Source organism: Chryseobacterium polytrichastri (assembly GCF_900142445.1).
Classification (GTDB): domain Bacteria; phylum Bacteroidota; class Bacteroidia; order Flavobacteriales; family Weeksellaceae; genus Chryseobacterium; species Chryseobacterium polytrichastri.
The window spans coordinates 1-26,979 of record NZ_FRAV01000009.1 but is presented as its reverse complement, the minus strand read 5'-3'; the positions used below and the strand labels follow the sequence as shown (position 1 = coordinate 26,979).

The window sequence follows — 26,979 nt, the reverse complement described above, 5'->3', positions numbered from 1 at the left end:
AAAAATAGAAGCGATTATTCGCATAATAGTTTTTAAAAATATTTAGCGAACGTTCGCTAAATATTAAATATTTTTATTTATGTTTGTATTATCAAATCACAAAATCAATTGGTTATGGAAACTAAGACTCAGTTAAAAATAAAATCTGTTAATCAGTTTGAAGAAATTTTTACTCTCGAATTAATAGATTTCCTAGTGGAGCTTCATCAAAATTTTAATCCCAAACGATTAGAACTTTTAGAAGAAAGAGAAAAAACGCAGCAGGAATTTGATAAAGGAAATCTTCCTGAATTTTTAAAAGAAACAGAAGAAATCCGAAATGAAAATTGGGTTTGTGCTCAACTTCCGGATGATTTATTAGACCGAAGAGTGGAGATCACAGGGCCTGTCGACCGAAAGATGATTATCAATGCTTTGAATTCTGGTGCGTCAACTTTTATGGCAGATTTTGAAGACAGTAATTCTCCGACTTGGAATAATTGTATGCAAGGGCAAATCAATCTTTCTGATGCCATTAACCGAGAAATTGATTTTACCAATGAACAGGGAAAATCTTATCAGCTTAATGAAAGAATTGCTGTTCTTTTAGTTCGTCCACGAGGTTTACATTTAAATGAAAAACATTTGGAGATAAATGGAGAAGAAGCCTCTGCTTCGTTAGTTGATTTTGGAATCTACTTTTTCAGGAATGTAAAACAATTGTTGAAAAACGGAAGTGGACCATATTTCTACCTTCCAAAATTAGAACATTACAAAGAAGCCCGTTGGTGGAACGAAGTTTTTGTTTTTGCTCAAAATTATCTAGGAATTCCAGAAGGAACGATTAAAGCAACTGTTTTGATTGAAACCATTACCGCATCTTTTCAAATTGATGAAATTTTATTTGAATTAAAAGAACACAGTTCAGGTTTGAACTGCGGACGTTGGGACTATATTTTTTCTTTCATTAAAAAGTTTAGAAACCTACCCGAATTTATTGTTCCCGACAGAGATCAGGTGACCATGACTTCACCTTTTATGAGTGCTTATTCGAAAAGAGTGATTGAGATTTGTCACAAAAGAAATGTTCACGCAATTGGTGGAATGGCAGCACAAATTCCAATTAAAGATAATTATGAAGCGAACAGTTTAGCGTTCGAAAAAGTAAGAAATGATAAAAAGCGTGAAGTGAAAAACGGGCACGATGGAACTTGGGTAGCACATCCTGCTTTGGTTTCTGTTGCCAAAAAGATCTTTGATCAATATATGCCTTCAGAAAATCAGATTGAGAAAAAATTTCATTATCAGATTAAAGAAAGTGATTTATTGGAAATTCCCAAAGGTGAAATTACAGAAAAAGGGGTCCGAAAAAACATCAACGTTGGAATTCTCTATATCGAAAGTTGGTTAATGGGAATTGGAGCTGCCGCTATATATAATTTAATGGAAGACGCAGCAACAGCAGAAATTTCAAGAACACAAATTTGGCAATGGCTGAAAAATGAAGCGGTTTTAATTGATGACAGAACATTAACCCGAACGATGATTCTTCAATGGGAACTCGAAGAAATGGAAATCATCGAAAAATATGTAGGGGAGGAACGTTTCAAAAACGGAAAATTCAATCTGGCAAAAGAGCTTTTCAATGAATTGATTTTATCTGAAAACTTCGAAGAATTCTTAACCTTAAAAGCATATCCATTTATATAAATTGATTTTAACCATTAAGATCTTATTTAAGAATTTAAGTGTAATTAAGTTTAAATCATTCTGATTTTTAAGCTAAAAAAATAACCTTAATATTCTTAACAACTTAATTTAACCTTAATGGTTCCGATTTTCAAGTGAAAAAACTCTAAATATCTAAAATCCAATTATTATGAAAACAAGACAAGAACAAATTCAGGAAATAGAAAAAGACTGGCTGACAAATCCACGTTGGAGCGGAGTAAAAAGACCTTACACAGCAGAAGACGTCCTCAAATTAAGAGGGTCTTATCAATTAGAATATACGATTGCGAGAGAAATGTCAAAGAAATTCTGGGATAAATTAAACAATCAGGATTTCGTTGCAGGATTGGGAGCATTAACGGGAAATCAGGCCGTGCAGGAAGTTGATGCAGGCTTGGAGGCTATTTACCTTTCAGGATGGCAGGTTGCTGCAGATGCTAATTTATCAGGAGAGATGTACCCTGATCAATCTTTGTATCCCGCGAATTCAGTGCCTTCTGTGGTGAAGAAAATTAATAATGCTTTATTGAGAGCAGATCAAATCCAGTCCGTAAATGGAGGAGGAGATAAAGAATATTTAGTTCCCATCATTGCAGATGCAGAAGCAGGTTTTGGTGGAAATCTGAATGCCTACGAATTAATGAAACAAATGATCGAAGCGGGCGCTGCTGCGGTACATTTTGAAGATCAGTTGTCTTCCGCTAAAAAATGTGGTCATTTGGGAGGAAAGGTATTGGTTCCGACTCAGGAAGCGATTAATAAATTGATTGCAGCCCGTTTGGCAGCTGATGTTTTAGGAGTTCCAAGTTTGATTATTGCCCGAACAGATGCGGATGCAGCAGATTTATTAACTTCAGATATTGACGACAGAGATAAGAAATTTGTGACAGGTGAAAGAACTTCCGAAGGTTTTTATGTGGTGAAAAATGGAGTAGAACAGGGAATTGATCGTGGTTTGTCTTATGCTCCTTACGCAGATTTAATTTGGATGGAAACTTCAAATCCTGATTTGGAACAGGCGAGAAAATTCGCAGAAGGTATTCATGCCAAGTTCCCCGGAAAAATGTTGGCTTATAATTGTTCGCCTTCTTTCAATTGGGCGGCAAGACTTTCTGTGGATGAAATGTTAAATTTTAGAGAAGAACTTGCAAAGTTGGGCTATAAATTCCAGTTTATTACGTTGGCGGGTTTCCATGCGTTGAATACAGCAATGTTTGAATTGGCATTAGCATATAAAGAAAAAGGGATGGCTGGCTATTCCGAACTTCAGGAACGTGAATTTGCTTTGCAGAAAAAAGGGTTCAGAGCGGTGAAACATCAGTCTTTTGTTGGAACCGGATATTTTGATGAGGTACAGAATGTTGTAACAAGCGGTGCTTCGGCAACAGTAGCAATGAAAGATTCTACGGAAACGGCACAATTTCATTAGATCATTTTTTCCTATTTAAATAAATTTTTTAGATGTGAACCTTCTCAGTTTTGGGAAGGTTTTTAGGTGGGAATTAAAATTAAAAATTTAAAGTTCATATATTTGAATAGTAATGAAGACGTGAAAAATAATGAGTTTAATTTATCAAAAAGAAATAAAAGTTACCAAAGAACATATTGACCATAACAATCATGTTAATAATGTTCAGTATGTGCATTGGGTAGAAGAAATTGCCGGTGAACATTGGGATTTTGTGAAATATAAAACGGAATATCCCGGAGATATCTGGATGCTTCTGGATCACCATATTCAATATAAAAAGCAGGTGTATTTGGGAGATGTTATTACCGTAAAAACCTACCCTAAAGTTCCTGAAGGAGCTAAACAACCTAGAAAAGTTGAATTTTACTGTAATGATCAGCTTGTGGTAGATTCATTAACCTTATGGATTTTGATTGATGTAGAAACTCATAAGATCAAACGTTTGGGAAATGATTGGTTGGATAAGATTTAGTTATTTATTTGTTTTTCATTTGTTTGTTATACAAAATTATCTGTGGAATAATTAAAATAAATATCGATAAAGAATAAGGCTGGAAACCTTTAAAGATAGTCAGAGTAATAAAAACTATCATTAAAATTATTGTTAGAAAAGAATTTATTAGATATGCTTTTCTCAAATATCCTTTTTCAGAAAATTCTTGCCAACTATCTATAACTTTATTTCATTTTTCAATCTTGAGATAAGCTTTTCAGCATCTTTTGATTTGATTTTAGAATTATTGATATAGATTGTATTTTTATCTGTTTTAATTTTTCGCAAGAATTGATTATCATCTAAAATGATAACTTTTATATCTCTAAATTCAATTTTTGAGATTGGTTTATAATTAAAAATGAGCTTCTTTTTCCAAGTAAATGCTACCACATTTTTATCAACAGCTATATTGAGGTGTCCTACTGAAAAATAATACATCAAGAAAAGTATGATAGCTGAAAATACTAAAGATATAATGATATAATGACTTTCAACTCCGATAATAAGAGCTATAAATAGGAATATGGGTAACGTAAAAATGCAGGTAATTAGTCTTGACTGCCTAAAAATTGTTAGCTTATATTCCTCGTGCATTAAATTATTTTTGAATATATGGCAAAAATATATAATTATGTATTAACTCTTAGAATAATTAGATGTATAAGTAATAATTCATATCAAATTTTATATCATTAATAATTGTTGTTATGTTTACTGTATTTCCTATTCTTTTATATTTAAAGGTAAAAAAATGCTATTCTAATAATCAATATAAATCTTCTAGACTGTACGAAACAAATTTATAACTCAAACCAAATTTCTTACCTTTGCAGTATGATACGTATTACAAAGATTTTCACATTTGAAACAGCCCACGTGTTGTATAACTACGATGGGAAATGTAAAAATATGCATGGACATTCTTATAAGCTGTTGGTAACAGTGAAAGGAAAGCCTGTAAATGATTTGGAGAACCCTAAAAATGGGATGGTAGTTGATTTTGGTGATATTAAAAGTATTGTAAAACCCGAAATTGTTGATGTTTGGGATCATGCAGTTTTAATCAACGGATTGTCTCCACATAGAGAACTGGGAGAGAGTCTTGAGAGTCAGGGGCATAAAGTGATCTATTGCAACTTTCAGCCAACATGTGAAAATATGTTGTATGCTATTGCTGCAAAAATAAAATCAAAACTTCCGGAAGGAATTTCTCTTGCTTACCTTAAACTTCATGAAACCGAAAACTCTTACGGAGAGTGGTTTGCAGAAGATAATCAATAATATATTCAACAAAAAACTCAATAGGTGTTAAAAACTACCATCAATTTAGAACCTGGTAAAAAAGTATATTTTGCCTCAGATCAACATTTTGGAGCTCCTAATCCCAAGGACAGCAAAGTGCGTGAAGAGAAATTTATCCGTTGGATGGATGAGATCAAAGAAGATGCTCAGGTTTTGTTTTTAATGGGTGACCTTTTTGATTTTTGGCATGAATGGAAGCACGTCATTCCCAAAGGATATGTACGTGTTTTAGGGAAAATTGCAGAATTGAAAGACCGTGGAATTCACGTTTATTTTTTTGTAGGAAACCATGACTTGTGGATGAAAGATTATCTGGAAGAAGAAATTGGGTGTACGGTTTTCTATCAAAAACAATATTTTGAGATGGGTGGTAAACAGTTTTTACTGGCTCATGGAGATGGTTTGGGACCTGGTGATAAAGGATATAAAAGAATGAAAAAAGTCTTTACCAATCCTGTAGCACAATGGTTTTTTAAATGGATTCATCCTGATATTGCGATGAAAATCGCTTTGTACATGTCTCAAAAGAATAAAATGATCTCTGGTGATGAAGACAAAGAGTTTTTAGGAGAAGAGAAAGAGTTTTTAATTATCTATTCAAAAGAAAAACTGAAAACTCAGCAGATTGATTATTTTATCTATGGTCACCGTCATCTTCCAATGGTGTTGGATTTGGAACCAAAAGCAAAGTATATCAATCTTGGAGATTGGATCTCGTATTTTACATACGGTGTTTTTGAGAAAGATTTTGAATTGATGACTTTTGCGGATGGAACAAAAAAAAATTACCCCTAAAAGAGGTAATTCTCGGAAGGAAATAAATTTGCTTCCTGTTTTTAATCCATATTCCGGATAAGTATTAGCAATAATCTGACCAAAAAAATAAATTGAAGGTTAAAAAATATTAAAAGAAAAAGGGTTTTCTTATGACTTGCTTCAAATGGAAGTCGTAAAAGAGGCGAATAAAATTTTATAAAAGATTGGAAAATATATTCAGCATACAGTCAGAGCAGGATTTTTTGGATGCAGCATTGAAAACCTTTCGTTATCAATATGAAAATATTGAGATCTATAGAAAGTTTGTTGATTACCTGAAAATAAATCCTGATGAGGTGAGTGAACTGACAAAAATTCCGTTTCTGCCCATTGAGATGTTTAAGAATCATCAGATTGTGGACAAAAATGTGTCAGCAAATCTTTATTTTCAGAGTTCGGGAACGACACAGATGAATTTGTCTAAGCATTTTATCGCAGACGAAAATATCTATCAGGAAAGTATTTACAAAAGTTTTGAACAGTTCATCGGTAAACCGGAAGATTTTATCTTTTTAGGGCTGCTTCCAAGTTATTTGGAAAAACAAAACTCTTCCTTAATCTATATGGTAGATTATTTAATGAAAAAATCTGCCAAGCCTGAAAACGGATATTTTCTTTACAATCATTCAGATTTATTTGAATTGTTAAATACATTGAAAGATAAAAAAGTGATTCTTTTCGGAGTTTCTTTTGCCCTTTTAGATTTTCTTGATTATTGTGATTCAAATGCTCAAACCCTTGCATTATCAGATACTCTTACAATTATAGAAACGGGTGGAATGAAAGGGCGTAAAGAAGAAATGACCAAAGATGAGTTACTGACCATTTTACAGGAAGGTTTTAAAACGGATAAAATTTATTCAGAATATTCAATGACAGAACTTCTGTCGCAAGCCTATTCTTTAGGTGAAAATGTATATCAGTGTCCAAACTGGATGCGGATTTTGGTGAGAAATGCCGAAGATCCTTTTAATTATGAAAAAGAGGGAAGGACTGGCGCTATCAATATTATAGATCTGGGCAATATTCATTCTTGTGCTTTTATTGCCACGCAGGATTTAGGAAAAACACTTCCGGATGGTAAATTTCAGGTGTTGGGAAGAATTGATCATTCTGATATTCGTGGATGCAGTTTGTTGGTGAGCTAGTGAGTTGGAGTGTTTTAGAGTGATAGTGTTTTAGAGTTGTAGGAGTTAGGTGTATCATTTATCAATCATTATTTATCATTTATTTAGAAATTCATGTTAAAAATAGAAGAACTTGTTCATGCATATATTCATTCTCACTGCGATTTTGAGAAGGAGATTGTATTGACCAATCATTTTCATTCTGATTGGGAGGCAGATATATTAATCATTGATGCGGAAGGATTCAGTCATGAAATTGAGATCAAGTTTTCGAAAAGTGATTTTAAAAATGACTTCAAAAAATCATATCTAAATACAAAAACGGGAGAGAAGTTTCTGAAACACGATAAAATTTCCTGTGGAGATTATGTTTGTAATTCGTTTAGTTTTTTACTTCCGATGGGCATGATTGAGCATGCTGTAATTCCTGAACATTGCGGAATTATTGAATTTTATCACAATGTTGATACTTGGGAAACAGAGTTTTACCTAATCCGAAAACCTAAAAAAGTTCATGAAGATTCTTATTGGAATTTAAATGATAAAAATCTTTTTATTCGAAAAATGGCTTTAAATCTCCTTCAGAGAAAAATGGAAATCAAAGGAAAACATGAAGAACTCATTTTTAAAAATCCTTTTGATATTAAAAAAATAAAATAGAAAATCCTGGTCTGCTGCCGGGATTTTTTTTGATGCTTTCTTTTTGTACATTCGCCGTGCGTCAATATCTTTGAATATTGGGTGTAAATGAAATACAGATGATGAAATAAATTAGATTTAATTTATTAATTGAAAAGAGAGTATGAAAGAATTAATTTGTCCTTATTCATGGGATTGTGGAAAAATATTTTCTCCGCAAGAGCTGAGTGCATTTGACTATAATTTTGTACAATCTGCAGTAGAAAAGAAAATGACTTTTATGATCATTCATTGTCCCAATTGTTCGAGAGAGTTCAAGTTTGATACCGTACAATGGAAAGCAGATGAATTCGGGTATTCTAATCCAAATACGGTGGTCAAAAAGAATGACAAAACCATAAAACAGTTGACTGCTATTCTCAATAAAGCTAAAATTGAAATTCCCCTTCCGTATTTTGAATATTTGATTAGTGATAAATTTGAACCCCAAATTTCAATTTTCCCTGATGAAGAAAATTTTAGTCTTTTTACTCTGAATGAACTTTGTGAAAAAACAAATATAGACGGTAAATCTTATCTTACGATTAATCAATTAAAAGGATTTACAGCGCCATTGTTGGAAATGGTTGATGACAGTTCTCAAAAAAATCAAGAAATACAGTATAAAGAATTGGCAGATTGTTTAGCAATTGGTTTCGAAAATACAAGAATTTTATTGATAGATCATAGAGATCAGAATTCTTTATGGATTTTTCATCCAGACGGTGGAGATATTGAAAGAACCGCTGTTACACTGGAAAGTATTGTAAACCGAATGGATTTATAATCTGAAAAAAAATTTGGAATTTCAATGTCGAGAAGCGGAAAGATATTGAAGACTAACAGTTACAAAATAAATTATCGCTTGAATACTAGATTTTTAAAACAAAAACTCCCCACATATAATTTCTCATGAAACAAATGATTTTTCTCCTTTTTACGGTTTTTAGTAGTACAGTAATATGCCATGCTCAACAGCAGATTCATTTTAAAAATGATAGTGTAAAACAATACATAGATAAAACGCTTGTATTGATTCATGATCATGCATTAAATAAAGATAAAATAGATTGGAATTCTTTACAGACAGAGGTGTATAATAAAACAAAAGAGGCAGGAAATATTCAGGCGGCCCTTTCCGTATATCCTTATTTATTTGAAAAAATAGAAGATCATCATGGATGGTTAAGCTATAAAAATAAGAATTACCGATGGATCAAAAATGTGAAAAGACTAGATAATGAAGTGGTGAAGAATGCTGTAAAGAAGTATGAAAAAGTAGAGGCGGTAGTGATTAATAAAAATATTGGTTATCTAAGAATTCCTGGAAATAGTGATTTTAGCACGAAGAAGATGGATAGCATTGCTGGAAACATTGTTGATGAAATTGATAAAATAAATTCTGGGAAAATAAAAGGATGGATTATTGATTTAAGACTGAATACGGGAGGTAATATGTATCCGATGATTGCAGGCATTAGCGATCTGATTGGAGACAATGAAAAAATTGGCGGATTCGTAACATCTGAGAAAAAGTCTGAAGGAGATTGGATCTTGAAAAATGGGAACATATATGTTGATAATAACCAGGTTCTAAACAGAAGAAAATTAAAAGTACCTGTTGGAAAACAATTGCCCGTGGCTGTTTTGATTAGTGGATATACTGCTAGTTCAGGAGAGATGACCGCTGTAAGCTTAGTTGGCAGAAAGAATACTAAAATGTTTGGTGAAGATTCTGCAGGATACACCACAACCAACGAAGGTTTCAAGGTTGATTCAAATTCAGGATTAAATTTAGCTGTAGGATATGTGGTTGACAGAACGGGGAAAATCTATATTGAAAATGTAAAACCTGATATGGAAATCATAGGTGGGGATAATTTTGAAGATCTAAATACAGATAAAAAAATTACAGCATCGGTTGAGTGGATTAAGAAAATTAAATAATCATTACTATAAATTAATCATATACAATGAAGAATCTCTTTTTAAGCCTTTCGGTCTTATTATCTTGTTTTTACAATGCACAAAGTTCGGGGAAAACAGAAGTTTATATTCTGGGAACGGTTCATGAGCCAACATCTTCTATATTAAATCCGCAAAGCCTTTTTGAAATATTAGACAAGATAAAACCGGATGTAATCTTGCAGGAACTTGATACGGAGCAAATGAAAGATTTCAAGAAAGAAAGTATGTCTAAAAACTCCAATGAAGTAAGTGCAGCGATATTATTTTTAAATAAATACCCAAAAACCGTTAACCTACCATTCGAATTTGAAGGAAGAAATCAATACCGAAAAGACCGCGGAATGGTTCCTGCAGATAATCTGACCATAAAATTAATGGATAGCCTGTATCAAAAGAAAGCATTAAACCCAGCCAATACAATCATTTTTGAGAAATATAAAGAAGCGAATAATGCGCTGAGAGATTTTGCTAAAACAGATATTAAAACTTTAAATTCATTAAGCTTTGAAATGGTCAACAGATACCGTCAATTTGTGCAGCATCATGAAATTCCTAAAATTTCTAATTCTGAAGATATTTTCGCTCATCAGTTTGTAACGAAACCTGATGGTGAAAAAATTTCATACCGTGATGGGTATCAACTTTGGTGTAATTTCTGGGATTTAAGAAACAACACGATGGCGTTAAATATAATCAAACAAGCCAATCTGTATAAAGGAAAGAAGATTGTGATTTTAACGGGTGTACAGCATAAATACTACTTGAAAGAGTTATTGGATAAATACCAGGATGGAAATTATACCGTCGTTGAATATTTTAAATAAAAATATTTAGCTTTTTTATTATATTCATAGAAAATAGAATGGCCCGAATTTTGAAAACAGCTGGACAGAAATGGATCAAAATGTTTCCAAGAGCTTTTAGTATGTACTATGTAATTCTTGAGATTTGAGATTTTAATTTCTTTAATTTTAGATTTACTTAAATATGCTAAAAATGAATTTAATTATTTTGACTTTGCTTGCCGTAATCAGTACTTCTTGCGATGAAAAAGAACAATACCCAGATGATACTATGACAGAGACTCTTTATAGAATGCCCGAAGAAAGTGAAATGCATGAAGGAACCTGGTTGCAGTGGCCTCATCAATATCAGTATGGTACTGCATATAGAAACAGTTTAGATGCTACTTGGGTGGAGATGACAAAGGCATTGGTTACGAGTGAAAAGGTGCATATTGTGGCCTACAATGAAGCAGAAAAGAATAGAATCACTCATTTACTTTCAAATTCAGGAATTCCTATTAATAATGTTGATTTTAAACTCTACAAAACAGATGATGTCTGGGTACGAGATAACGGACCTATTTATGTAAGAGATAAAAGCGGAAAGTTGGTCATCGAAGATTGGGGTTTTAATGGATGGGGAAATAAAACAGATGAAGATTCAGGTGAGTTGATTGAATCTGCGAACTGTAATAAAATTCCTGCAAAAATAGCAGCCGATCAGGGGCGAACGTTAATCGATCTGAATTCTACAATGATCAATGAAGGGGGAAGTGTTGAAGTTGATGGTCATGGAACATTAATGGCTTGTAAAAGTTCTATTCTGAACAGCAATAGAAATCTGGGAATGACCCAACAACAGGCAGAAGCAATATTCAAAAAATACTTAGGGGTTACTCATTTTATCTGGTTGGATGGCCAGGCTGGTCTTGATCTTACTGATCAGCATATTGATGGTTTTGCCAGATTTGGAAATGCTTCCACAATTGTGACGATGGAGCAGGAGGATTTATTAGATTTTGATGTAAAACAATCTGATATCAATACATTATATGCTGCAAAAAATAAAAATGGTGAAGCATTTCATTTTGTGAAAGTTCCTTTAACGCAGCATAACGTAAAAAAGACCGACGGAAAAGATTTAGGCTACAAAGGTTCTTATATCAATTATTACATCGCCAATAACAAAGTGTTGGTTCCTAATTATAATGATCCCAATGATGCGGTAGCCAATCAGATTATTCAGAAATTATACCCTACAAGAACGGTTGTGGGTATTGATGTAAGAAATCTGTATGCTAATGGAGGAATGATTCACTGTGTGACGCAGCAGCAGCCTGCCGATTAATCTGGGGTATGCATAAAAAATAAACTATCTCATTTAGGGATAGTTTATTTTAAAATTAAATTAAAACTGAATTTTTATTCAGCTACTTCCAATTGATCTTTTTGAAGTAAAAATTTATAAATTAATCCTCCTACTATTCCTCCCAAAATTGGAGCTATCCAAAACAGCCAAAGTTGAGACATTGCAATGCCGCCTACAAAAACAGCTTGTGAAAGTGATCTTGCGGGATTTACAGAAGTATTGGTAATAGGTATTGAAATTAAGTGAATTAATGTCAAACCTAAACCAATTGCAATTCCTGCAAATTTTCCGTTTGCCCATTTGTCTGTCGCTCCCATGATGATGATTAGGAAAAACGCAGTTAATAAAAACTCTGCTAGAAAAGCTGCCCCCATTGAGAAGCTTCTACCATGGTAGCCTGCCATTTCATAAAAGTTGGAGGCAAATGCACCAGGACCTTCTGTTGTGAAGGCATTGGCTCCATTTAAGATGGTGTAAAGGCATCCCGCTGCAACAATGGCGCCAACGCATTGGGCAACAATGTAAGGGATCAGGTCTTTTGCGGGGAATCTCCCGCCTGCTACCAAACCAAAAGAAACGGCTGGGTTAAAATGTCCTCCAGAAATATGACCAACGGCATAAGCCATTGTAAGAACGGTAAGACCAAAGGCTAAGGCAACACCTAAGATTCCAATACCACTGTCGGGAATTCCGGCAGCGAAAAGAGCACTTCCGCAGCCACCGAAAACAAGCCAAAAGGTGCCGAAAAATTCAGCAAATAGTTTTTTTATCATGTTGTTAATTTTAAATGTAAATCAAATTTAAAATTAAAAATGGAAACTAAAAAGCTAAATTATTAAAATATTTCAAACGTATGTGATGAATAATTGAGATATTGTTAATGTAGTTGGGCAAATGATATGGAAAATAATTTTATAATATTGGCATTATAGTTGAATTGTATAACATAAATGTTTACTTTTCGTTTATAATTTAAAAGCCTTTTTAATGAGAAAGTTGTGGTGTGTGATTTCGGTGCCTTTTATTTTTAATTTTTATCATTCTCAGGCTACAAAAAAAAGACTGCCTTGCTATGATATAAACCAAGTCTTAAAAGTTCAAGCCACCCCTCTTTACCAACCTCATTTGAACGCTTCAAAAAGTTTTGGAGTAAAATTACTTACAGATGCTAAATCCGTTCAGAAATATATTGGTAATGGAAAGTTCCATAAAATAAAAAAAGCGGCAAAGGGCTATCGTATTCAAAAACTAGATTACAGCAGAGCCTATATGGTTTCTAAAGCCAAGATAACATTAGAAAATATAGGAATTAAATTCAGCAAAGAAACGAAAGGTCATACTTTTACGGTTTCATCCCTCACAAGAACTTTGGAAGATCAATGCAGATTAAGAAGGGTGAATTCTAATGCCTCAGTTGGGATTAGCTCCCATAATTACGGGAATTCTTTCGATATTTCTTACATCCGTTTTAATGATGTTTTAAAGTATAATCCAAAAATGGAGGCAGCCTTAGAAAAAGTCTTGAAATACTATGTTGCTATAGGTCGTATTTATTACATCAAAGAAAAACAACAAAGCTGTTATCACATAACGGTAAGAAATTATTAAAGCAAATGAGTGGTATTTGTTTTAATAATTTTGCGATTATTAATTATTCTTCAATTATGAGTGAGATATTTGCATAGTTAGTTTACTTTGTATAATTTTATGCGACTAAATATACCATGAAAATATGACAACTTTTAACAACGAAGACTACGCACAAGCAGTTTCAGAATGGGCAAGATGCTGTGCTAATTATCAAACATTAGAAAAATTAATTCCTACAAATTTTGTTTTTGAGCTTGGGTTAGACCAAATCAACTGGCTTAAAGATATAAATAAAAACCTAGATTTCTGTACAGAAATTGGAGTATACAAAGGGAGCATGGTTTTAATCCTTTGCCCTCTTGATGATCTTGGTAAGAGAGTTCCTGTAACAGACTATCCATACTCTGTCTTAGCTGAAATGAAAGGGGACTTAAAACTTTTTGAAATACAGGAGTATACTGTTGTGAAAAATGCAATTCTTTCTAAGGAACTTCGTAAGGTAGATCATGATGCGAATATGTTTCTTCCAATCGCTAATACTCCGCTTTTAGATCAGGATAAAGCATTGGATGCAATTGAATTATGGAGAGACCAGGGGATGACTTGGTTCTACAGAGAATGCAGCGAGTTCAAAGGAGAGAGAATTTTTAGAAAATTTCTTGTACCAGCTGAAGACTTAACGCCGGTTAAAGAAAATTTATCAGGATTTGTTTGTTCATTCGGGTTAAGATATTCGGATATTTACCAGAGAATGCTTGTTACTCTAATCTTTATTTCTCAATACGGAAAAGATGCAGAAAATAACGGAAGCGCTCAAACGATTTCTAATACTTATGACTGGTCACAACCGTGCCCGCCAATTTGTAATATTTAAAAAAATAAGTAAAAAATAAATTAAATGGAGGATGCTTTTAAAGTAATACTTTATTTTAATAACAGTTTTCTTTTTATTAGTGCTCTTATAGGACTTATAAAATTTAAGCGTTTAAAAAACACGGAAAAATGGTATGTTTATTATATCATTTTTCTTTTTTTAATAGAAGCTGCGATTAAAATTTCAATCTATGTTTTCAAACTAAAAAATATAGATTTCCTTTATCCTCTCTATGTATCGGGCGAGTTGTTTTTATTGGGAAGCTTGTTTATAAGAAAATCTAATCTGTCTAGGTATTGGTATATTCCTATAGTTGCTTTGGTGGGATACTTTTTCTTCGTAAACAATGCAGAAACAAATGAGCTAAAGAAAGTAATCTCAAATATTGTGGTAATCTGTTTTGCGGGTTATTCGCTTTTAACAGAGATTAAAAAAAGCGAGACAAATAATGACAGATTTATAGTGGCCGATGCTTTTATATTCCTTTATTATGCTGTTTCCGTGTTTATATTCTTTATGCTTCGTCAGCTGAAATCATTTTCTAACGATGAAGTGTATATGATTTGGGGTATGAATAATATCCTGTGTTGTTTCCTTTATATATCAATCATTTATACCTTTTTAAAATTAAAGAAATAACATTAAATATCAGCTTTTTCATTACTTTGATCGTTGTTTTACTGATCATTGTGATTTTCGTTTTATTGGCCTATAAGTTTTTCATAGACAGAATTATTAAAGAAAAAAATGCACAGCATGAGGCAGAAGTTCTTCATCAGAAAAAATTGGTATTAGAAAATATCAAGGCGCAGGAAGAAGAGCGTAAAAGAATTGCGGTGTTGATTCATGATGACATAGGAAACCGTCTCAATATACTTTCTTTATGGTTAAATAATTTAGACACAAAAGGAGATGAATTAATTAAAAAAAATATTTCCGGCCAGATGTCTTCTTTGGTAGATTCGGCGCGAAGTATTTCCCATTCATTATATCCTGTAAATCTGGAGTCGGTAGGTTTGGTTTTATATATCGAAGAGCTTATTAACAATCTAGCCAACAGAGTGAATATCTCATTAACGGTTAGTTCTAAATTTCAAAAGAAAAATATTTTCATTGAAGTGCAGGTGTACAGGATCATACAGGAGTTTACAACCAATGTTCTAAAACATTCTGAAGCCACGAAAATTTGGATCTATATTAAAGATAACCACGAAAATGTTGCGGTTGTAATTTCTGATAACGGACAGAGTTTTGACTACGAAGCCGTGAAAAAAGGAATGGGAATTAAAAATATTGAATCCAGAATAAAATCCATGAATGCTCTCCATAAATGGAAGAACATTTTAAATAAAGGAAGCCGTTTAATTATTAAAATTCCATGTAACGATGAGTCGCCAAATCAAGATAGCGCTAATTGATGATGAACAATTGATCCTCGAAGGGGTGAAAATGCTATTGTCAACCGAGAAAAATATTTCAGTGTCCCTAACGTGTAATAACGGACCTCTTTTTATCGAAAGTCTAGATACTTTATCGAAAGAAGAATTTCCTGATATTGCATTAGTAGACGTACAGATGCAGCCAATGAACGGATTTGAATTGGTAGAGATTTTAAAAGACAAACATCCCGACCTTAAAATAATTATTCTTTCGTCTCATTATAAAAGTTCAATTTTAGGCTATATGGTAAAGCTTGGTGTTTCTGCTTTCCTACCTAAAAATTCTGATAGAAAAACCTTTATAGAGGCCATAACGATGGTTCATAAAAACGGAGTTTTCTTTACTTCTGAAGATCACCAGATGTTGTTCTCTTATATGAATAGCTCTAGCAAGAAAAAATCATTGTTTGAAATGGATGATGAACTTTCTGAACGTGAGAAAGACGTTGTAAAATTGATCTGCCAGGAGCATACCAACAATGAAATTGCCGAAAAACTATTCATCAGTCCACGAACAGTTGAAAGTCATCGACAACGGGTTTTAGAAAAAATTGGTGCCAAAAATACAGTAGGCATTGTGATATATGCCATCATTAATAATATTTATTCGTTAGAAAAAATTTGATTCCGTAGAAATACGGAATTTTTTATTTGGTGTTTTCTACTGTAGTATGTTTTCTCATTTCGATGTTATTTTGAAAGTGTTATTTAGAGAGGGTTTTTAGGGGTTGAAATAATTCTTTTTGTCTTACTTTTTTTGAATAACAATATTTAAAAAACAAACAGGATGGAAAATAATATAGTCTCTATCGGAATTTTTTTCGATGGAACCGGAAACAACGGAATTAACGCTTGTTCCCCTCAAAAGCCAAAGGCCAAGAATAAAAGCTATCATAATAACATTACCAATGTGTATAAACTTTTTGGACTTTTCAATGGAGATGAAAAAATCTATATTGAAGGAGTTGGAACGGTAACAGGCGCTGAGGATAGTAATTTTGCAATGGTAACGTGTAGAAATCCGTATCGTTTTACAGGATATTCTTCAGATGATAAACTGGCTAAAGCAAATGCTTTTGTTAATGAAATAGTAGGAGATGATACGAAAGAATATCATTTCTATGTGTACGGATTCAGCAGAGGATCTATGTTAGCAAGAAATTTTTGCTATGAACTGCTAAAACCCAATTCAAAAATATCAGGAAATTGTAAAGTGAAATTTTTAGGTGTTTTTGATACTGTAGAATCTACACCTTTTAATGATTATAATGTAAGTCTTCTTCCGGGAATTGAAAGGGCTTTGCAGATTTGTGCGGTTAATGAATGCCGATATTTTTTTCCATTGACAGGCTTTTTTGAATACTCAAAAAGTAAAGAAGATACAAAGTCTGAGATTGGGAATTCCGTATGGAAAGAAATTTTTGTTCCCGGGGCTCATGCTGATGTAGGTGGTGGATATCTTGAAGGGCCGCAATCGGTTTATGTTTCGCATGATTTTGTAATCACCGATGAAGTTGATTCTTATGTCTCCAATGTGAAAAATACAGCAACAGATGCTGAAGGAAATAAAATTTGGGATTCACTTTTAGAAAATTACCATATAGACATGGGAGATTTTTTCTCTCAGGCATATGTAAAAAGAGATATTGTATATAATGATCTTCCAAAAGTATACGGAAAATTAATGTTGACAGAAACCAATGCACAGCAACCTATTTTTAATACAGATTTTGATGAATCAAATTTTGATATTGATCCTAAGTTGCATCAGTTTTTATTGTCATTCTCTGATGAATTGGAGAAATATGTTAAAGAGCTTTCTTTTCATTTAAAACCCGTTTATAACTATGAAAGGTTTGTGAATTATACCCACTTTTCATCTAATTTCGGGTTGTATGAAAAAGCTTTATTGCTGAGAACAGAAGAGGAAATTTTCGTTGAAATGCTTAATGACGGGTTGAACGTTCCTGGCGGTGCGGCGGTAAAACATGCCGAAGCTTCAGAATCAAAGTTCCAGAAGGAAATTCACTTTTTGGAGCATAATGTTCTTACAGATTATGCTTATGAAGGGAATATTCCGAACAATGATAATTGGAGCCGCTCTATATTAATTAAATAAAGATTTTATAATAAATGTTAGTACTTTTTCAGTTTTAAATTTAGGTGTGAGCTGTCTGTGGTGGGCAGCTCTTTTTTTAGAAAAAATCATTATTAAATGATCAATATAAAGTTCCTATTTATTTTTTAGATTAATGCAAAAAGCTATTCATAAGAATAGCTTTTTTATCAGATAAATATATTAATAATATCAGATAGTTTGTGCTTCTCTATTAGTAACACTCAAATTATTTTCCTTCTTAAGATCCAGTACAAAACGATCTATCATTTTCTTTGTAATGCCGGGTCTCATAATGACATGGCTTACACCATCATGGGTGGCCAGTTGCCATTTATGTTGTAAGTGTTTACTAACATTGGGGATGATTATGGTTAAAGCATTAGGATTACGCCAGGTTTTAATACCCATATTTCTTAGTTTCCCTATAGTGTATGAGGCGAGATCCAGACATTCATAAAGGCGCTGACGTAACCCATCTCTACCTATCATCTTAATGGCATACCATAGAATTAAAGGAGTAAATGAATTACGTGATCCTGTAATAGAACCGTCTAAACTGTCAATCACATTTACGTAATTTGAAATTTTTTCTTTATTGTGTTTAAGGACGATAACAATCCCGCATGGAATAGGGGAGCCTATGAATTTATGGCCACTTATGATAATAGAATCTGCACCTTCGCTAAAATCAAAATGAGGTTTTGGAGATAGAAACTGAGCATAGCTGCCAGAAAAAGCAGCGTCACAGTGGATGTAGCGTTCAGTTACCTTCAGTTTATCGAGTATTTTATGAATCTCTTTAATATCATCTTTTGCTTCTTTCACGGTGGTTCCTATATTAGCAACAACAATTGCTGGTAATCCTGGGTAATCCTTAATTTTATTCTCGAGATCTTCGTAATCTATTTCTCCATTTTTTTGTGATCTTATTTTTTGAGATTGCATTCCAAGGATTTCTATATTTTTTTCGATGCTGTAATGGGCGTCTTCAGAAAAATAAACAATTCCGGAAGGATGTAGTCGTCTGGCCAAATAAAGTGCATATAAATTACCTTCTGTGCTTCCGTTGGTAATATAGCCCCAATAGTTATTTTCGGGAGCTTTTAATAATTGGGCAAAAAAATCAACAACTTCTCTTTCGAAAGAATGGGTGTTGATATGGTAGGTTCCTCCTAAGTAAAAAGAATCCCCAACATTGTTCATGGAGTGCTTTAAAAACTTATTGAGCATTGAATAATCAAAATCTGTAGTACAAGGATAGCCTAAAAAATGAGTAGATCTTTCCTGTAAACAAGTCTCTAGCTGGTCTAGTTTAGCCGAATCTTCTGGCATTAAATTTTTGTTCATGGTGTTGAGTTTTAATAGTATTAAAGATACAATGAAAAATATAAATAATGAAAATAATATTCATGAGAATGAGATTAAATGTAATTCATATTCTTTATTTTGATGTTAAATGGTTGAAATAATAATTTATTTCAGATCAATCTAAAATGCTTTAAATCAATATTCTCCTATTCATTTCTTTTTCCGTATTTTTGCACCCGAAAAATATTCAGTATTAATTCTTAATTACATCATTACATGCTTTCGGTTCAAGGTCTAGGATTACATCATTCGGGAAACTATTTGTTTCAAAACGTTAATTTCACCATTAAAAAGGATGATAAAGTTGGTTTGGTAGGTAAAAATGGAGCGGGAAAATCCACTTTGTTAAAAATGCTTTCCAAAGAAATTACTTTTTTTGAAGGGGTTGTAGTTCCGGAAGGAAACATCACCATTGGTTTTTTGAAACAAGATCTTGATTTTGTAAAAGGAAGAACGGTTTGGGATGAAACAATGCAGGCATTTGAGCAAATCAATGCATGGAAGAATGAACTGGAGGAGGTAAACCATCAGTTGGCTACCAGAACAGACTACGAAAGTGATGCTTATACGGATATCATTAATAAAATGACCGAGCTGAACGATATGTTGATGCATCATGATGCCTATAATTTGGAAGGTGATGTAGAAAAGGTATTATTCGGGTTAGGTTTTAAAGCTGATGATTTTCAAAAAATAACGGATGAATTTTCGGGAGGTTGGAGAATGAGGATTGAATTAGCAAAATTACTTCTTCAAAAGAATGATCTGATGCTTCTGGATGAGCCTACCAACCACTTGGATATGGAATCTATTATTTGGCTGGAAAACTTTTTGAAAGATTATCCTGGTGCTATTGTATTGGTGAGTCACGATAAACAGTTTATGACGGCGGTTTGTAACAGAACTTTTGATGTAAATAACAGAAAAGTTGATGATTATAAAACCAACTATACAAAATATCTTGTAATGCGTGAAGAGCGTCGTGAAAAATTAGTTCAGGCTAAGAAAAATCAGGATGCTGAAATTAAGCAAATGGAAGACAATATTAATAAGTTCCGTGCAAGTGCTACTAAAGCATCTTTTGCGCAGTCGCTTATTAAAAAATTAGATAAAATTGACCGTATTGAAATTGATAATGAAGACGTTTCTAAATTCAACATCCGCTTCGTACAGTCTGTTATTCCGGGGAAAGTAATTTTTGAAGCTGAGCATTTAGGAAAAGCGTATGGAAAGAAACAAATTTTTGATGAGGTTGATTTCATTGTTCAGAGAGGAGACAGAATTGCTCTATTAGGACAAAACGGACAAGGGAAGACTACTTTAGCTAAAATTCTTGCAGGAGATATTAAAGATTATTCAGGTTCATGGAATCTTGGACACAATGTGAATATTGGATATTTTGCCCAAAATCAGGAGGAAGTTTTAACACCCAATAAAACCGTTTTAGAAGAAGCAGAAGATTCTGCAACTGAAGAAACAAGACCAAGAGTAAGAGATTTATTAGGATCTTTCTTATTTCAAGGGGAAGCGGTAAACAAAAAAACAAAAGTACTTTCCGGAGGAGAAAGAAACCGTCTGGCACTTTGTAAACTATTGCTTCGTCCGTTCAACACCTTGATTATGGATGAGCCTACCAATCACTTGGATATTCAGTCTAAGGAGATTATTAAATTGGCTTTACAGAGATTTGAAGGTACATTGATTGTAATTTCTCACGATAGAGAATTCTTGGATGGATTATGTGATAAGATCTACGAATTCCGTGACGGTAGAATGAAAGAATTCTTGGGAAGCGTTAGTGAATATTTATCATATAGACAAAAAGAAACGTTGAGAGAGATCTCTGCTGAAAAAGCTAAGCTTCATACAGAAGACGTTAAAGTTGTGGTAAAAGAAGCACCGAAGCCAAAAGTTGAGGAGAAATCTCAAATCGTTAGCAAAGAACAAAAAAATATTCAAAATAAATTAAAGAAAGTAGAAGAGAAAATTTCTGAACTTGAAACCAAAGTAGAAGAAATGGAAGCTACGTTCACAAAAGAAAATCCTTCAGAAGAAACCTTAGCAAAATATAATGCAACGAAGGAAGAGCTGGAAGGAGCTTTACAGGAATGGGAATATTTAGGTTCTCAATTAGACTAATTTTTATTTGAATTGTAAAATATTAAGATCCTTCGATTCTGCTCAGGCTGACACTGGTAAATTATTCTGTTTAGATAACATCTAGTATTAGCGATGTCATCCTGAACGGAGTCGAAGGATCTAGAAATAAAATAACTCTAATTTTTTGAGTGTCTTTTGTAACAAAACACTAAAGCGTACGACTTACTATATAGTTTACAAAGGATTTAATAAAACTTTAATCTAAGTTTTAAATTATTATTTATACTTTTGAAAGATGATTTTTAAAGAAAGCAGAAATCTGAAGAGTTTTATCTCCAAGCTATTGTTTGGGATATACTTCATTGCGCTGTTTTCTCAAAGTTTTCACCATCATGAGTCTGTAGATCTTTTTAAGGCATTTCATCTTAAAAAAACAGAAAATAATATTTCCAAAAACGAAGCGAAAGAAAAAGCCGGAGACTGTTTGGCTTGTCATTTCTTAGCAACCGGACATACTTTAGTTCCGGAAGAGTTTAATTTTACTTTTGAGCATTATACGCATGAAGTAGAATTGATTCTTGCTGTTCAGGAAAAAATCTGGTCTCAGACTAAATTCAGTTTTCAACTTCGGGGTCCTCCCACAATTTCATAGTTTTTTAGATTCTTTTTTGGCTTTAATGGGTTAAAGTTTATATTTAAAATTGATACTATTTTCCTTTTGAATTTATCTTAATCAGCCACGAAGTGGCGAAATAATAATAGCATTGGGTGAAACCCGATGAAAGAAAGATTAGTGATAATATAGCCCTGAAGGGGCGGGATAATTTAAAGTAAAATTTTAGAGATAAAATGGTATTAGTGTCGTCTTTTTTTAATGATGATCATTACCAGTTTTACTTTACCGAAGATTAATCAGCCATAAATTTCACATTTTTTACGAAAATGTACCTTCATTGAGGTACAAAACCTATCTATTTACAATGAAATTGATATATAGTTTAATGCTGATCTTTTGTGGATTGGTATTTACAAACGCACAAAAAACCTATACTGTAGAAGGCGCTGTTCAGGACTTTCACGATAAAACCATGCTGGAAAATGCGGTGGTGAAAATCGGGGATTTTACAGCCAAAACAGATAAGAAAGGAAAGTTTTCTTTTGAAAAGATTCCTGCAGGAAAATATATACTCATTGCTAAACATCCTGATTGTAATGATTATACTGAAAATATAGCAGTTGCTCAGGATATGCATGTAGCAATTATTCTTGAACATCATGTTCAGGATATCGAAACGGTGACCATTCATGGAAACCACAAAAAAAACGGTTCTTTAATTATCAAAACCCTTGATAAAACAGATATCGAAAGAAATTCTACCGATAATCTGGGGAATTTATTATCTAAAATTTCGGGAGTTACGGCATTAAAAACCGGAAATAATATTTCAAAACCTATTATTCATGGGCTTTACGGAAGTAGAATTGCTGTTTTTAATAATGGTGTACGTCTTGCCGAGCAAGAATGGGGAGTAGAGCACGCACCGAATGTTGATATTAATAATTTTCAACATATTGATGTGATCAAAGGAGCTTCTGCTTTAAAATACGGAAGTGATGCCATCGGAGGAGTGGTGGTCTTAGAACCTGAGATTTTCCCTAAAAAAGATACCATCAAAGGTTCTGTTGGGCTTACTGGAATCTCCAACGGAAGGGGACTTGGATTAGATGTAGATGTAGCCAAAGTCTGGAAAAACGGATGGGCTGTAAAAACAGGTGGAAGCATCAAAAAGTTAGGTGATCAACATACGCCTGATTATAATTTGATGAATACGGGTATGGATTTCTCTTCGTTTAACTTTACTGTTCAGAATAATACGTATGAGAGAGGAATTTCATTTGATTATTATTTAACCAATCAGAATATTGGAATTTACAGAGGTTCACATGTTGGAAACAATGAAGATTTTTATAATGCAATAACTTCGAAGATTCCGGTGTATACAGGAAACTTCAGTTATGATATTAATAATCCAAGACAGCTTGTTGAGCATCATATTGCTAAAATTTCAGCATTTAAAAGGTTTGAAAATATCGGGAAATTATCTGCAACATACAGTTATCAATATAACCACAGACAGGAATATGATATCAGAAGGGGAGAGTTGAATGAAGTTCCGTCTCTGGATTTAGAATTGATGACGCATCAGCTTAACCTTAATGATTTAATAGAAAGGGGAAAATGGTCATTGGAAACAGGAATTGATGCGAGTTTTCAAAACAATTACTCGGATCCTGCGACAAAAGCAAGACGTTTGATTCCTAACTATGATAAATATTCTGCAGGCGCTTATTCGATTTTTAAATACAAAATTTCAAGTAGTCTGAATGTTGAAGCAGGAGCACGATATGATTTCACCCGTTACGATGTCACTAAATGGTATGATAAAAGTGACTGGGATAAATTATATGCAGATACTTACCCTCAGTTCTATGTGAGAACAAATCAAAACAGAGTGTTGACACGTCCTCAGCTTAACTATAATAATGTTTCTTTCAATGCAGGGTTGGAATATCGTCCGAATTCGAATTTTGATTTGAAATTCAACTATTCAAAAGTGGGCAGGACTCCGAATATTGCGGAACTGTTCTCAGACGGTTTACACCATTCTGCAGCAGTGATCGAAATCGGAGATATGAGCTTAAAAAATGAACAAGGGCATCAGTTTAATCTAACAGCGGATGCAAAATTCAATGTGTTGAGAGGACTGAATATTTCTGTGAATCCGTATTTTTTCATTACTAAAAATTTCATTAATGAAATCCCGACAGGCGTACAAAATACAATCAGAGGGGTATTTCCGGTTTGGTCTTATCAACAGATTGATGCCAAAATGTATGGGATAGATTTGGATGTCAACTTTAAGCTTACAGACAACCTTACCTATGTAGGAAGAGGAAGTTATGTGTACGGAAAAGATGATACCCACAACGAGCCATTGATTTTAATGATGCCACCGAACTTTTCAAATGCTTTGCAATTCAATAAGAAAGAATGGAATAATTTCTATTTTACCCTTGAAAGCCAAGTTTTTGTAAAACAAAACAGATTCCCGATTCATAATGCGACAGTGCCTATTTATGAAAACGGAGATGAAGTACAAAAGACTGTAGATTTCAGTACTCCACCAAACGGATATTCACTTTGGAATATTCAGACAGGTGTGAATATCAGTAAAAATCTTTCTGCGGGGCTCATCGTGAATAATCTTTTCAATGTTTCATACAGAGATTATCTTAACAGAATGAGATTCTTTGCAGATGAGGCAGGAAGAAACTTTATCCTGAATGTTAGATATCGTTTCTAATATTCATAAACCGATTATCAATTTTTAATAAGTTATGAAAAGCTTCATCATTATTAAAAACAGATAATCAAATCAACAATTATCAATCAAAATTTTACAATTTTAAAATTCTTAAAAATGAACAATCTATTCAATACTAAAAATATTATCAAATTATTAGCTGTTTTATTCATTACAATCACTGTTGTTTCTTGTCAGAGAGACGGTTCAGCGCAGGAAGATGACCTTCCGCAGGAAGATCTCACCAATATTATTCTAAATGTAAAGGATATTACACCTGGTGGAACAGGAGCAACAACATCATATAATTATAGTATGGGAGCTGGAGGTGCTCAACCCATTAAGTTACAGGATGGGAAAACGTATGAGGTAACTGCACAGTTTAAAAACGGAAACGATGATGCTACAGGAGAAATTGAATCTGCAAAAAATGAACATTTCTTAGTATTTAATTTTCCTAATTCAGATATTACTTTAACACGTACAGATGGTCCTAATTCTACAAGAGGAGACGGAAAGCGTGTAGGGCTAAAAACAGAATGGGTAGTGAATAAAGCCGTAAAAAATCCAGCAGCAACAAGCCAATTGATTTTTACTTTGTTTCATGAGCCTGCAACCGTTTCAGAAGCTTCTACTGTGAGTGGAAATGGAATTATTTATGGAACTCAGACAGGAGGTGAAACAGATGCTCAGGCAAACTATAACATTATAAACTAAAAGTATTTAGTATTCTTAATCTTGTTACACAAACCACTGAAATTTTCAGTGGTTTGTTATTTATATATATTTGATGGCGAAGAATTTGTGTTTAATAGGATATTTTGATAAAAAATTCATATTTTTGCAACCTAAAATTTTAATCAATAATGAAGGTTACCGCACAAAACCATGATGATGTAAGTTCATTGCTTACAGTGACATTGGAAAAATCTGACTACAAAGAAAAAGTAGAGAAGCAGTTGATTAATTATGCTAAAAATGCGCAAGTTCCTGGATTCAGAAAGGGGAAAGTGCCTTTGAGTATGGTTAAAAAACAATATGAAGCAGGTATTGCATTCGAAGAAATCAACAAACAAGTTTCTGACGCTTTAAACGGCTATGTTAATGATAACAAATTAAGATTAGTTGGACAGCCTGTACCTCAGCCCGTAAACCAATTGGATTACAATGCTGATAAAATAGAAGTTGCTTTTGAAGTAGGGTACGAGCCTGAATTCTCAATAGATCTAGCTAAATACGAAGCACCTCACTACAAAGTAGAAGCTTCTGAAAAAGAAATTAACAAGAGCATTGAAAACATGCAGAAGCGTTTCGCTGAGCAGGTTCCTCAAGATAAAATCACTAAAGATTCTTACATCGCTTTAGAAATTTCTCAGGTTGTGGAAGAAGATGCTGAAGGTGAGCACCACCACCAGCCAAAGAACGCTGCTATTACTGCTGAAAACAAAGAAGCTTTCAAATTGGTAAAAGCTTTGAAAATGGACGGTTCTGTAAAAGTTTCTAAAGAAACTCTTGCAACTAGCGAAGAATTAGCTAAAGAATTAGGATTCAGCAAAGAAGAAGTTGAGCACTTACACCACAACGAAGTTGAGGTTAAAGTAAAAGATTTCTATTCTTTAAACTTAGCTGAACTTAACCAAGAACTTTTTGACAAAGTTTATGGTGAAGGAACAATTACTTCTGAAGATGAGCTTAAAGAAAAAGTGAAGTCTGAATTAGACGAGTATTTCCAACAAAATGCTGACGTACACTTTGTAAACAAAGTATTAGAGCAAGTAACAGAGAAAGAAGAAGTGAAACTTCCTGAAGCTTTCTTGGTTAAATGGTTGTTATTCTCTAACCAAAACGTTCAGACTGAAGAGCAGGCTAAAGAAATTCTTGAATCTGAGAAAAAACAATTAAGCTACCAGATCATCGAAGGTAAATTAATGTCTGAAAACGAAATTCAATTGGATTATGCTGATGTTTTAGCACAAGCTGAGCAATTAGTAAGAAACCAATTGGCGATCTACGGAATTCACCACCTAGGAGATGAAGAAATCCAAAAATATGCTGTTGAAATGTTGAAAGACCAAGAGCAAGTAAGACAAATCTCTTCTGAAGTTGCAATGACTAAATTGAAAGATGTAATTCTTGAAAAAGCATCTAAAAAAGAAACTGCAATCTCTCATGACGAGTTTTTGGAAGAACTTAAAAAATAATTTATAGTATTATAAATATTTCAAAACCCACCGCAATTGCGGTGGGTTTTTTGTTTACTTTAATGAAATTTTTACTTAAAATTATACTCTCACGCTAGCGCGAGCGCAATGTCATTAAGTTAGTAAAATATCACAAGCTATCTTTTTGATTTTTAGATATTATGGGTTTAGCTCTTGCTCTGTATTTACCAATGTTTCTTT

At 33.2% G+C, this 26,979-nt stretch carries 25 protein-coding genes; 22 read left to right on the top strand and 3 right to left on the bottom strand.

Going from position 1 to position 26,979, the window contains the following annotated elements; genetic code table 11:
• Window positions 1–114 precede the first annotated feature (114 nt).
• The 3 genes from aceB to BUB80_RS07360 all read left to right on the top strand — a co-directional run bounded on the left by aceB (window position 115) and on the right by BUB80_RS07360 (window position 3,653).
• Entirely contained in the window at window positions 115–1,689 is a 1,575-nt protein-coding gene (gene aceB, locus BUB80_RS07370; protein ID WP_073292300.1) for a malate synthase A, read from the top strand.
• 169 nt (window positions 1,690–1,858) lie between these two features.
• The gene (aceA, locus tag BUB80_RS07365) at window positions 1,859–3,139 is read left to right on the top strand and encodes an isocitrate lyase (protein ID WP_073292299.1); all 1,281 of its coding nucleotides are present in this window, start codon (window positions 1,859–1,861) and stop codon (window positions 3,137–3,139) included.
• A 130-nt stretch (window positions 3,140–3,269) separates the two neighbouring features.
• Window positions 3,270–3,653: an acyl-CoA thioesterase gene (locus BUB80_RS07360; protein ID WP_073292298.1), complete on the top strand. Its 384-nt coding sequence runs from the start codon at window positions 3,270–3,272 to the stop codon at window positions 3,651–3,653.
• Window positions 3,654–3,851: 198 nt separating this feature from the next.
• On the opposite strand, the gene BUB80_RS23370 is transcribed toward BUB80_RS07360, so the two are convergent.
• Window positions 3,852–4,271, bottom strand: coding sequence for a hypothetical protein (locus BUB80_RS23370; protein ID WP_139262593.1), 420 nt, complete (start codon window positions 4,269–4,271; stop codon window positions 3,852–3,854).
• A gap of 240 nt (window positions 4,272–4,511) precedes the next feature.
• Between BUB80_RS23370 and BUB80_RS07350 the strand changes: the two genes are divergently transcribed.
• From BUB80_RS07350 to BUB80_RS07315, 8 genes are all read left to right on the top strand, one after another.
• A complete protein-coding gene (locus BUB80_RS07350) occupies window positions 4,512–4,958 on the top strand; it encodes a 6-pyruvoyl trahydropterin synthase family protein (RefSeq protein ID WP_054511142.1) in 447 nt (148 codons plus the stop codon).
• Between the two features lie 24 nt (window positions 4,959–4,982).
• Window positions 4,983–5,774 (top strand): UDP-2,3-diacylglucosamine diphosphatase, encoded by a 792-nt coding sequence (locus BUB80_RS07345; RefSeq protein WP_073292296.1) that lies wholly within the window; start codon window positions 4,983–4,985, stop codon window positions 5,772–5,774.
• A gap of 185 nt (window positions 5,775–5,959) precedes the next feature.
• Window positions 5,960–6,943, top strand: coding sequence for a long-chain-fatty-acid--protein ligase (locus BUB80_RS07340; RefSeq protein ID WP_073292295.1), 984 nt, complete (start codon window positions 5,960–5,962; stop codon window positions 6,941–6,943).
• Window positions 6,944–7,036: 93 nt separating this feature from the next.
• Window positions 7,037–7,582 (top strand): hypothetical protein, encoded by a 546-nt coding sequence (locus BUB80_RS07335; protein WP_073292294.1) that lies wholly within the window; start codon window positions 7,037–7,039, stop codon window positions 7,580–7,582.
• A 142-nt stretch (window positions 7,583–7,724) separates the two neighbouring features.
• Entirely contained in the window at window positions 7,725–8,387 is a 663-nt protein-coding gene (locus tag BUB80_RS07330) for a hypothetical protein (protein WP_073292293.1), read from the top strand.
• Between the two features lie 134 nt (window positions 8,388–8,521).
• Window positions 8,522–9,547, top strand: coding sequence for a S41 family peptidase (locus tag BUB80_RS07325; protein ID WP_175549575.1), 1,026 nt, complete (start codon window positions 8,522–8,524; stop codon window positions 9,545–9,547).
• A 26-nt stretch (window positions 9,548–9,573) separates the two neighbouring features.
• Entirely contained in the window at window positions 9,574–10,392 is an 819-nt protein-coding gene (locus tag BUB80_RS07320; protein WP_073292291.1) for a hypothetical protein, read from the top strand.
• A gap of 172 nt (window positions 10,393–10,564) precedes the next feature.
• Entirely contained in the window at window positions 10,565–11,701 is a 1,137-nt protein-coding gene (locus BUB80_RS07315; RefSeq protein ID WP_073292406.1) for an agmatine deiminase family protein, read from the top strand.
• Between the two features lie 74 nt (window positions 11,702–11,775).
• Here the strand turns inward: BUB80_RS07315 and aqpZ are convergent, their stop codons facing one another.
• Window positions 11,776–12,492, bottom strand: coding sequence for an aquaporin Z (gene aqpZ, locus BUB80_RS07310; protein ID WP_073292405.1), 717 nt, complete (start codon window positions 12,490–12,492; stop codon window positions 11,776–11,778).
• 217 nt (window positions 12,493–12,709) lie between these two features.
• Here aqpZ and BUB80_RS07305 point away from each other — a divergent pair, with 217 nt between their 5' ends.
• The 6 genes from BUB80_RS07305 to BUB80_RS07280 all read left to right on the top strand — a co-directional run bounded on the left by BUB80_RS07305 (window position 12,710) and on the right by BUB80_RS07280 (window position 17,744).
• Complete coding sequence (locus BUB80_RS07305) at window positions 12,710–13,330, top strand: DUF5715 family protein (RefSeq protein ID WP_073292290.1); 621 nt, start codon at window positions 12,710–12,712, stop codon at window positions 13,328–13,330.
• A gap of 124 nt (window positions 13,331–13,454) precedes the next feature.
• On the top strand, window positions 13,455–14,186 hold the full coding sequence (locus tag BUB80_RS07300) for a hypothetical protein (RefSeq protein ID WP_073292289.1): 732 nt from the start codon (window positions 13,455–13,457) through the stop codon (window positions 14,184–14,186).
• Between the two features lie 24 nt (window positions 14,187–14,210).
• A complete protein-coding gene (locus tag BUB80_RS07295) occupies window positions 14,211–14,825 on the top strand; it encodes a hypothetical protein (RefSeq protein ID WP_073292288.1) in 615 nt (204 codons plus the stop codon).
• Entirely contained in the window at window positions 14,771–15,604 is an 834-nt protein-coding gene (locus tag BUB80_RS07290) for a sensor histidine kinase (RefSeq protein WP_228433718.1), read from the top strand. Before BUB80_RS07295 ends, BUB80_RS07290 begins: the two co-directional genes overlap by 55 nt.
• A complete protein-coding gene (locus BUB80_RS07285) occupies window positions 15,573–16,250 on the top strand; it encodes a response regulator transcription factor (protein WP_073292287.1) in 678 nt (225 codons plus the stop codon). The genes BUB80_RS07290 and BUB80_RS07285 overlap by 32 nt, the downstream gene beginning before the upstream one ends.
• Window positions 16,251–16,412: 162 nt before the next feature.
• Window positions 16,413–17,744: a T6SS phospholipase effector Tle1-like catalytic domain-containing protein gene (locus BUB80_RS07280; RefSeq protein ID WP_073292286.1), complete on the top strand. Its 1,332-nt coding sequence runs from the start codon at window positions 16,413–16,415 to the stop codon at window positions 17,742–17,744.
• 189 nt (window positions 17,745–17,933) lie between these two features.
• On the opposite strand, the gene BUB80_RS07275 is transcribed toward BUB80_RS07280, so the two are convergent.
• A complete protein-coding gene (locus BUB80_RS07275; RefSeq protein WP_228433716.1) occupies window positions 17,934–19,076 on the bottom strand; it encodes a histidine decarboxylase in 1,143 nt (380 codons plus the stop codon).
• Window positions 19,077–19,328: 252 nt separating this feature from the next.
• Between BUB80_RS07275 and BUB80_RS07270 the strand changes: the two genes are divergently transcribed.
• From BUB80_RS07270 to BUB80_RS07250, 5 genes are all read left to right on the top strand, one after another.
• Window positions 19,329–21,251 (top strand): ABC-F family ATP-binding cassette domain-containing protein, encoded by a 1,923-nt coding sequence (locus tag BUB80_RS07270; protein WP_073292284.1) that lies wholly within the window; start codon window positions 19,329–19,331, stop codon window positions 21,249–21,251.
• 256 nt (window positions 21,252–21,507) lie between these two features.
• Window positions 21,508–21,864 carry a hypothetical protein gene (locus BUB80_RS07265; RefSeq protein ID WP_073292283.1) on the top strand — a complete coding sequence of 119 codons (357 nt, stop codon included), beginning with the start codon at window positions 21,508–21,510 and terminating at the stop codon, window positions 21,862–21,864.
• A gap of 328 nt (window positions 21,865–22,192) precedes the next feature.
• Window positions 22,193–24,577 (top strand): TonB-dependent receptor, encoded by a 2,385-nt coding sequence (locus BUB80_RS07260; protein ID WP_083547104.1) that lies wholly within the window; start codon window positions 22,193–22,195, stop codon window positions 24,575–24,577.
• 117 nt (window positions 24,578–24,694) lie between these two features.
• Window positions 24,695–25,294 (top strand): hypothetical protein, encoded by a 600-nt coding sequence (locus BUB80_RS07255; RefSeq protein WP_073292281.1) that lies wholly within the window; start codon window positions 24,695–24,697, stop codon window positions 25,292–25,294.
• A gap of 149 nt (window positions 25,295–25,443) precedes the next feature.
• Window positions 25,444–26,778 carry a trigger factor gene (locus tag BUB80_RS07250; protein WP_073292280.1) on the top strand — a complete coding sequence of 445 codons (1,335 nt, stop codon included), beginning with the start codon at window positions 25,444–25,446 and terminating at the stop codon, window positions 26,776–26,778.
• Window positions 26,779–26,979 lie beyond the last annotated feature (201 nt).

Bases quoted from the DNA above. Each gene is read 5' to 3' on its own strand.
- aceB (WP_073292300.1), top strand. From the start codon at position 115: ATGGAAACTAAGACTCAGTTAAAAATAAAATCTGTTAATCAGTTTGAA.
- aceA (WP_073292299.1), top strand. From the start codon at position 1,859: ATGAAAACAAGACAAGAACAAATTCAGGAAATAGAAAAAGACTGGCTG.
- BUB80_RS07360 (WP_073292298.1), top strand. From the start codon at position 3,270: ATGAGTTTAATTTATCAAAAAGAAATAAAAGTTACCAAAGAACATATT.
- BUB80_RS23370 (WP_139262593.1), bottom strand. From the start codon at position 4,271: ATGCACGAGGAATATAAGCTAACAATTTTTAGGCAGTCAAGACTAATT.
- BUB80_RS07350 (WP_054511142.1), top strand. From the start codon at position 4,512: ATGATACGTATTACAAAGATTTTCACATTTGAAACAGCCCACGTGTTG.
- BUB80_RS07335 (WP_073292294.1), top strand. From the start codon at position 7,037: ATGTTAAAAATAGAAGAACTTGTTCATGCATATATTCATTCTCACTGC.
- BUB80_RS07330 (WP_073292293.1), top strand. From the start codon at position 7,725: ATGAAAGAATTAATTTGTCCTTATTCATGGGATTGTGGAAAAATATTT.
- BUB80_RS07325 (WP_175549575.1), top strand. From the start codon at position 8,522: ATGATTTTTCTCCTTTTTACGGTTTTTAGTAGTACAGTAATATGCCAT.
- BUB80_RS07320 (WP_073292291.1), top strand. From the start codon at position 9,574: ATGAAGAATCTCTTTTTAAGCCTTTCGGTCTTATTATCTTGTTTTTAC.
- BUB80_RS07315 (WP_073292406.1), top strand. From the start codon at position 10,565: ATGAATTTAATTATTTTGACTTTGCTTGCCGTAATCAGTACTTCTTGC.
- BUB80_RS07305 (WP_073292290.1), top strand. From the start codon at position 12,710: ATGAGAAAGTTGTGGTGTGTGATTTCGGTGCCTTTTATTTTTAATTTT.
- BUB80_RS07300 (WP_073292289.1), top strand. From the start codon at position 13,455: ATGACAACTTTTAACAACGAAGACTACGCACAAGCAGTTTCAGAATGG.
- BUB80_RS07295 (WP_073292288.1), top strand. From the start codon at position 14,211: ATGGAGGATGCTTTTAAAGTAATACTTTATTTTAATAACAGTTTTCTT.
- BUB80_RS07285 (WP_073292287.1), top strand. From the start codon at position 15,573: ATGAGTCGCCAAATCAAGATAGCGCTAATTGATGATGAACAATTGATC.
- BUB80_RS07280 (WP_073292286.1), top strand. From the start codon at position 16,413: ATGGAAAATAATATAGTCTCTATCGGAATTTTTTTCGATGGAACCGGA.
- BUB80_RS07275 (WP_228433716.1), bottom strand. From the start codon at position 19,076: ATGCCAGAAGATTCGGCTAAACTAGACCAGCTAGAGACTTGTTTACAG.
- BUB80_RS07270 (WP_073292284.1), top strand. From the start codon at position 19,329: ATGCTTTCGGTTCAAGGTCTAGGATTACATCATTCGGGAAACTATTTG.
- BUB80_RS07265 (WP_073292283.1), top strand. From the start codon at position 21,508: ATGATTTTTAAAGAAAGCAGAAATCTGAAGAGTTTTATCTCCAAGCTA.
- BUB80_RS07260 (WP_083547104.1), top strand. From the start codon at position 22,193: ATGAAATTGATATATAGTTTAATGCTGATCTTTTGTGGATTGGTATTT.
- BUB80_RS07255 (WP_073292281.1), top strand. From the start codon at position 24,695: ATGAACAATCTATTCAATACTAAAAATATTATCAAATTATTAGCTGTT.
- BUB80_RS07250 (WP_073292280.1), top strand. From the start codon at position 25,444: ATGAAGGTTACCGCACAAAACCATGATGATGTAAGTTCATTGCTTACA.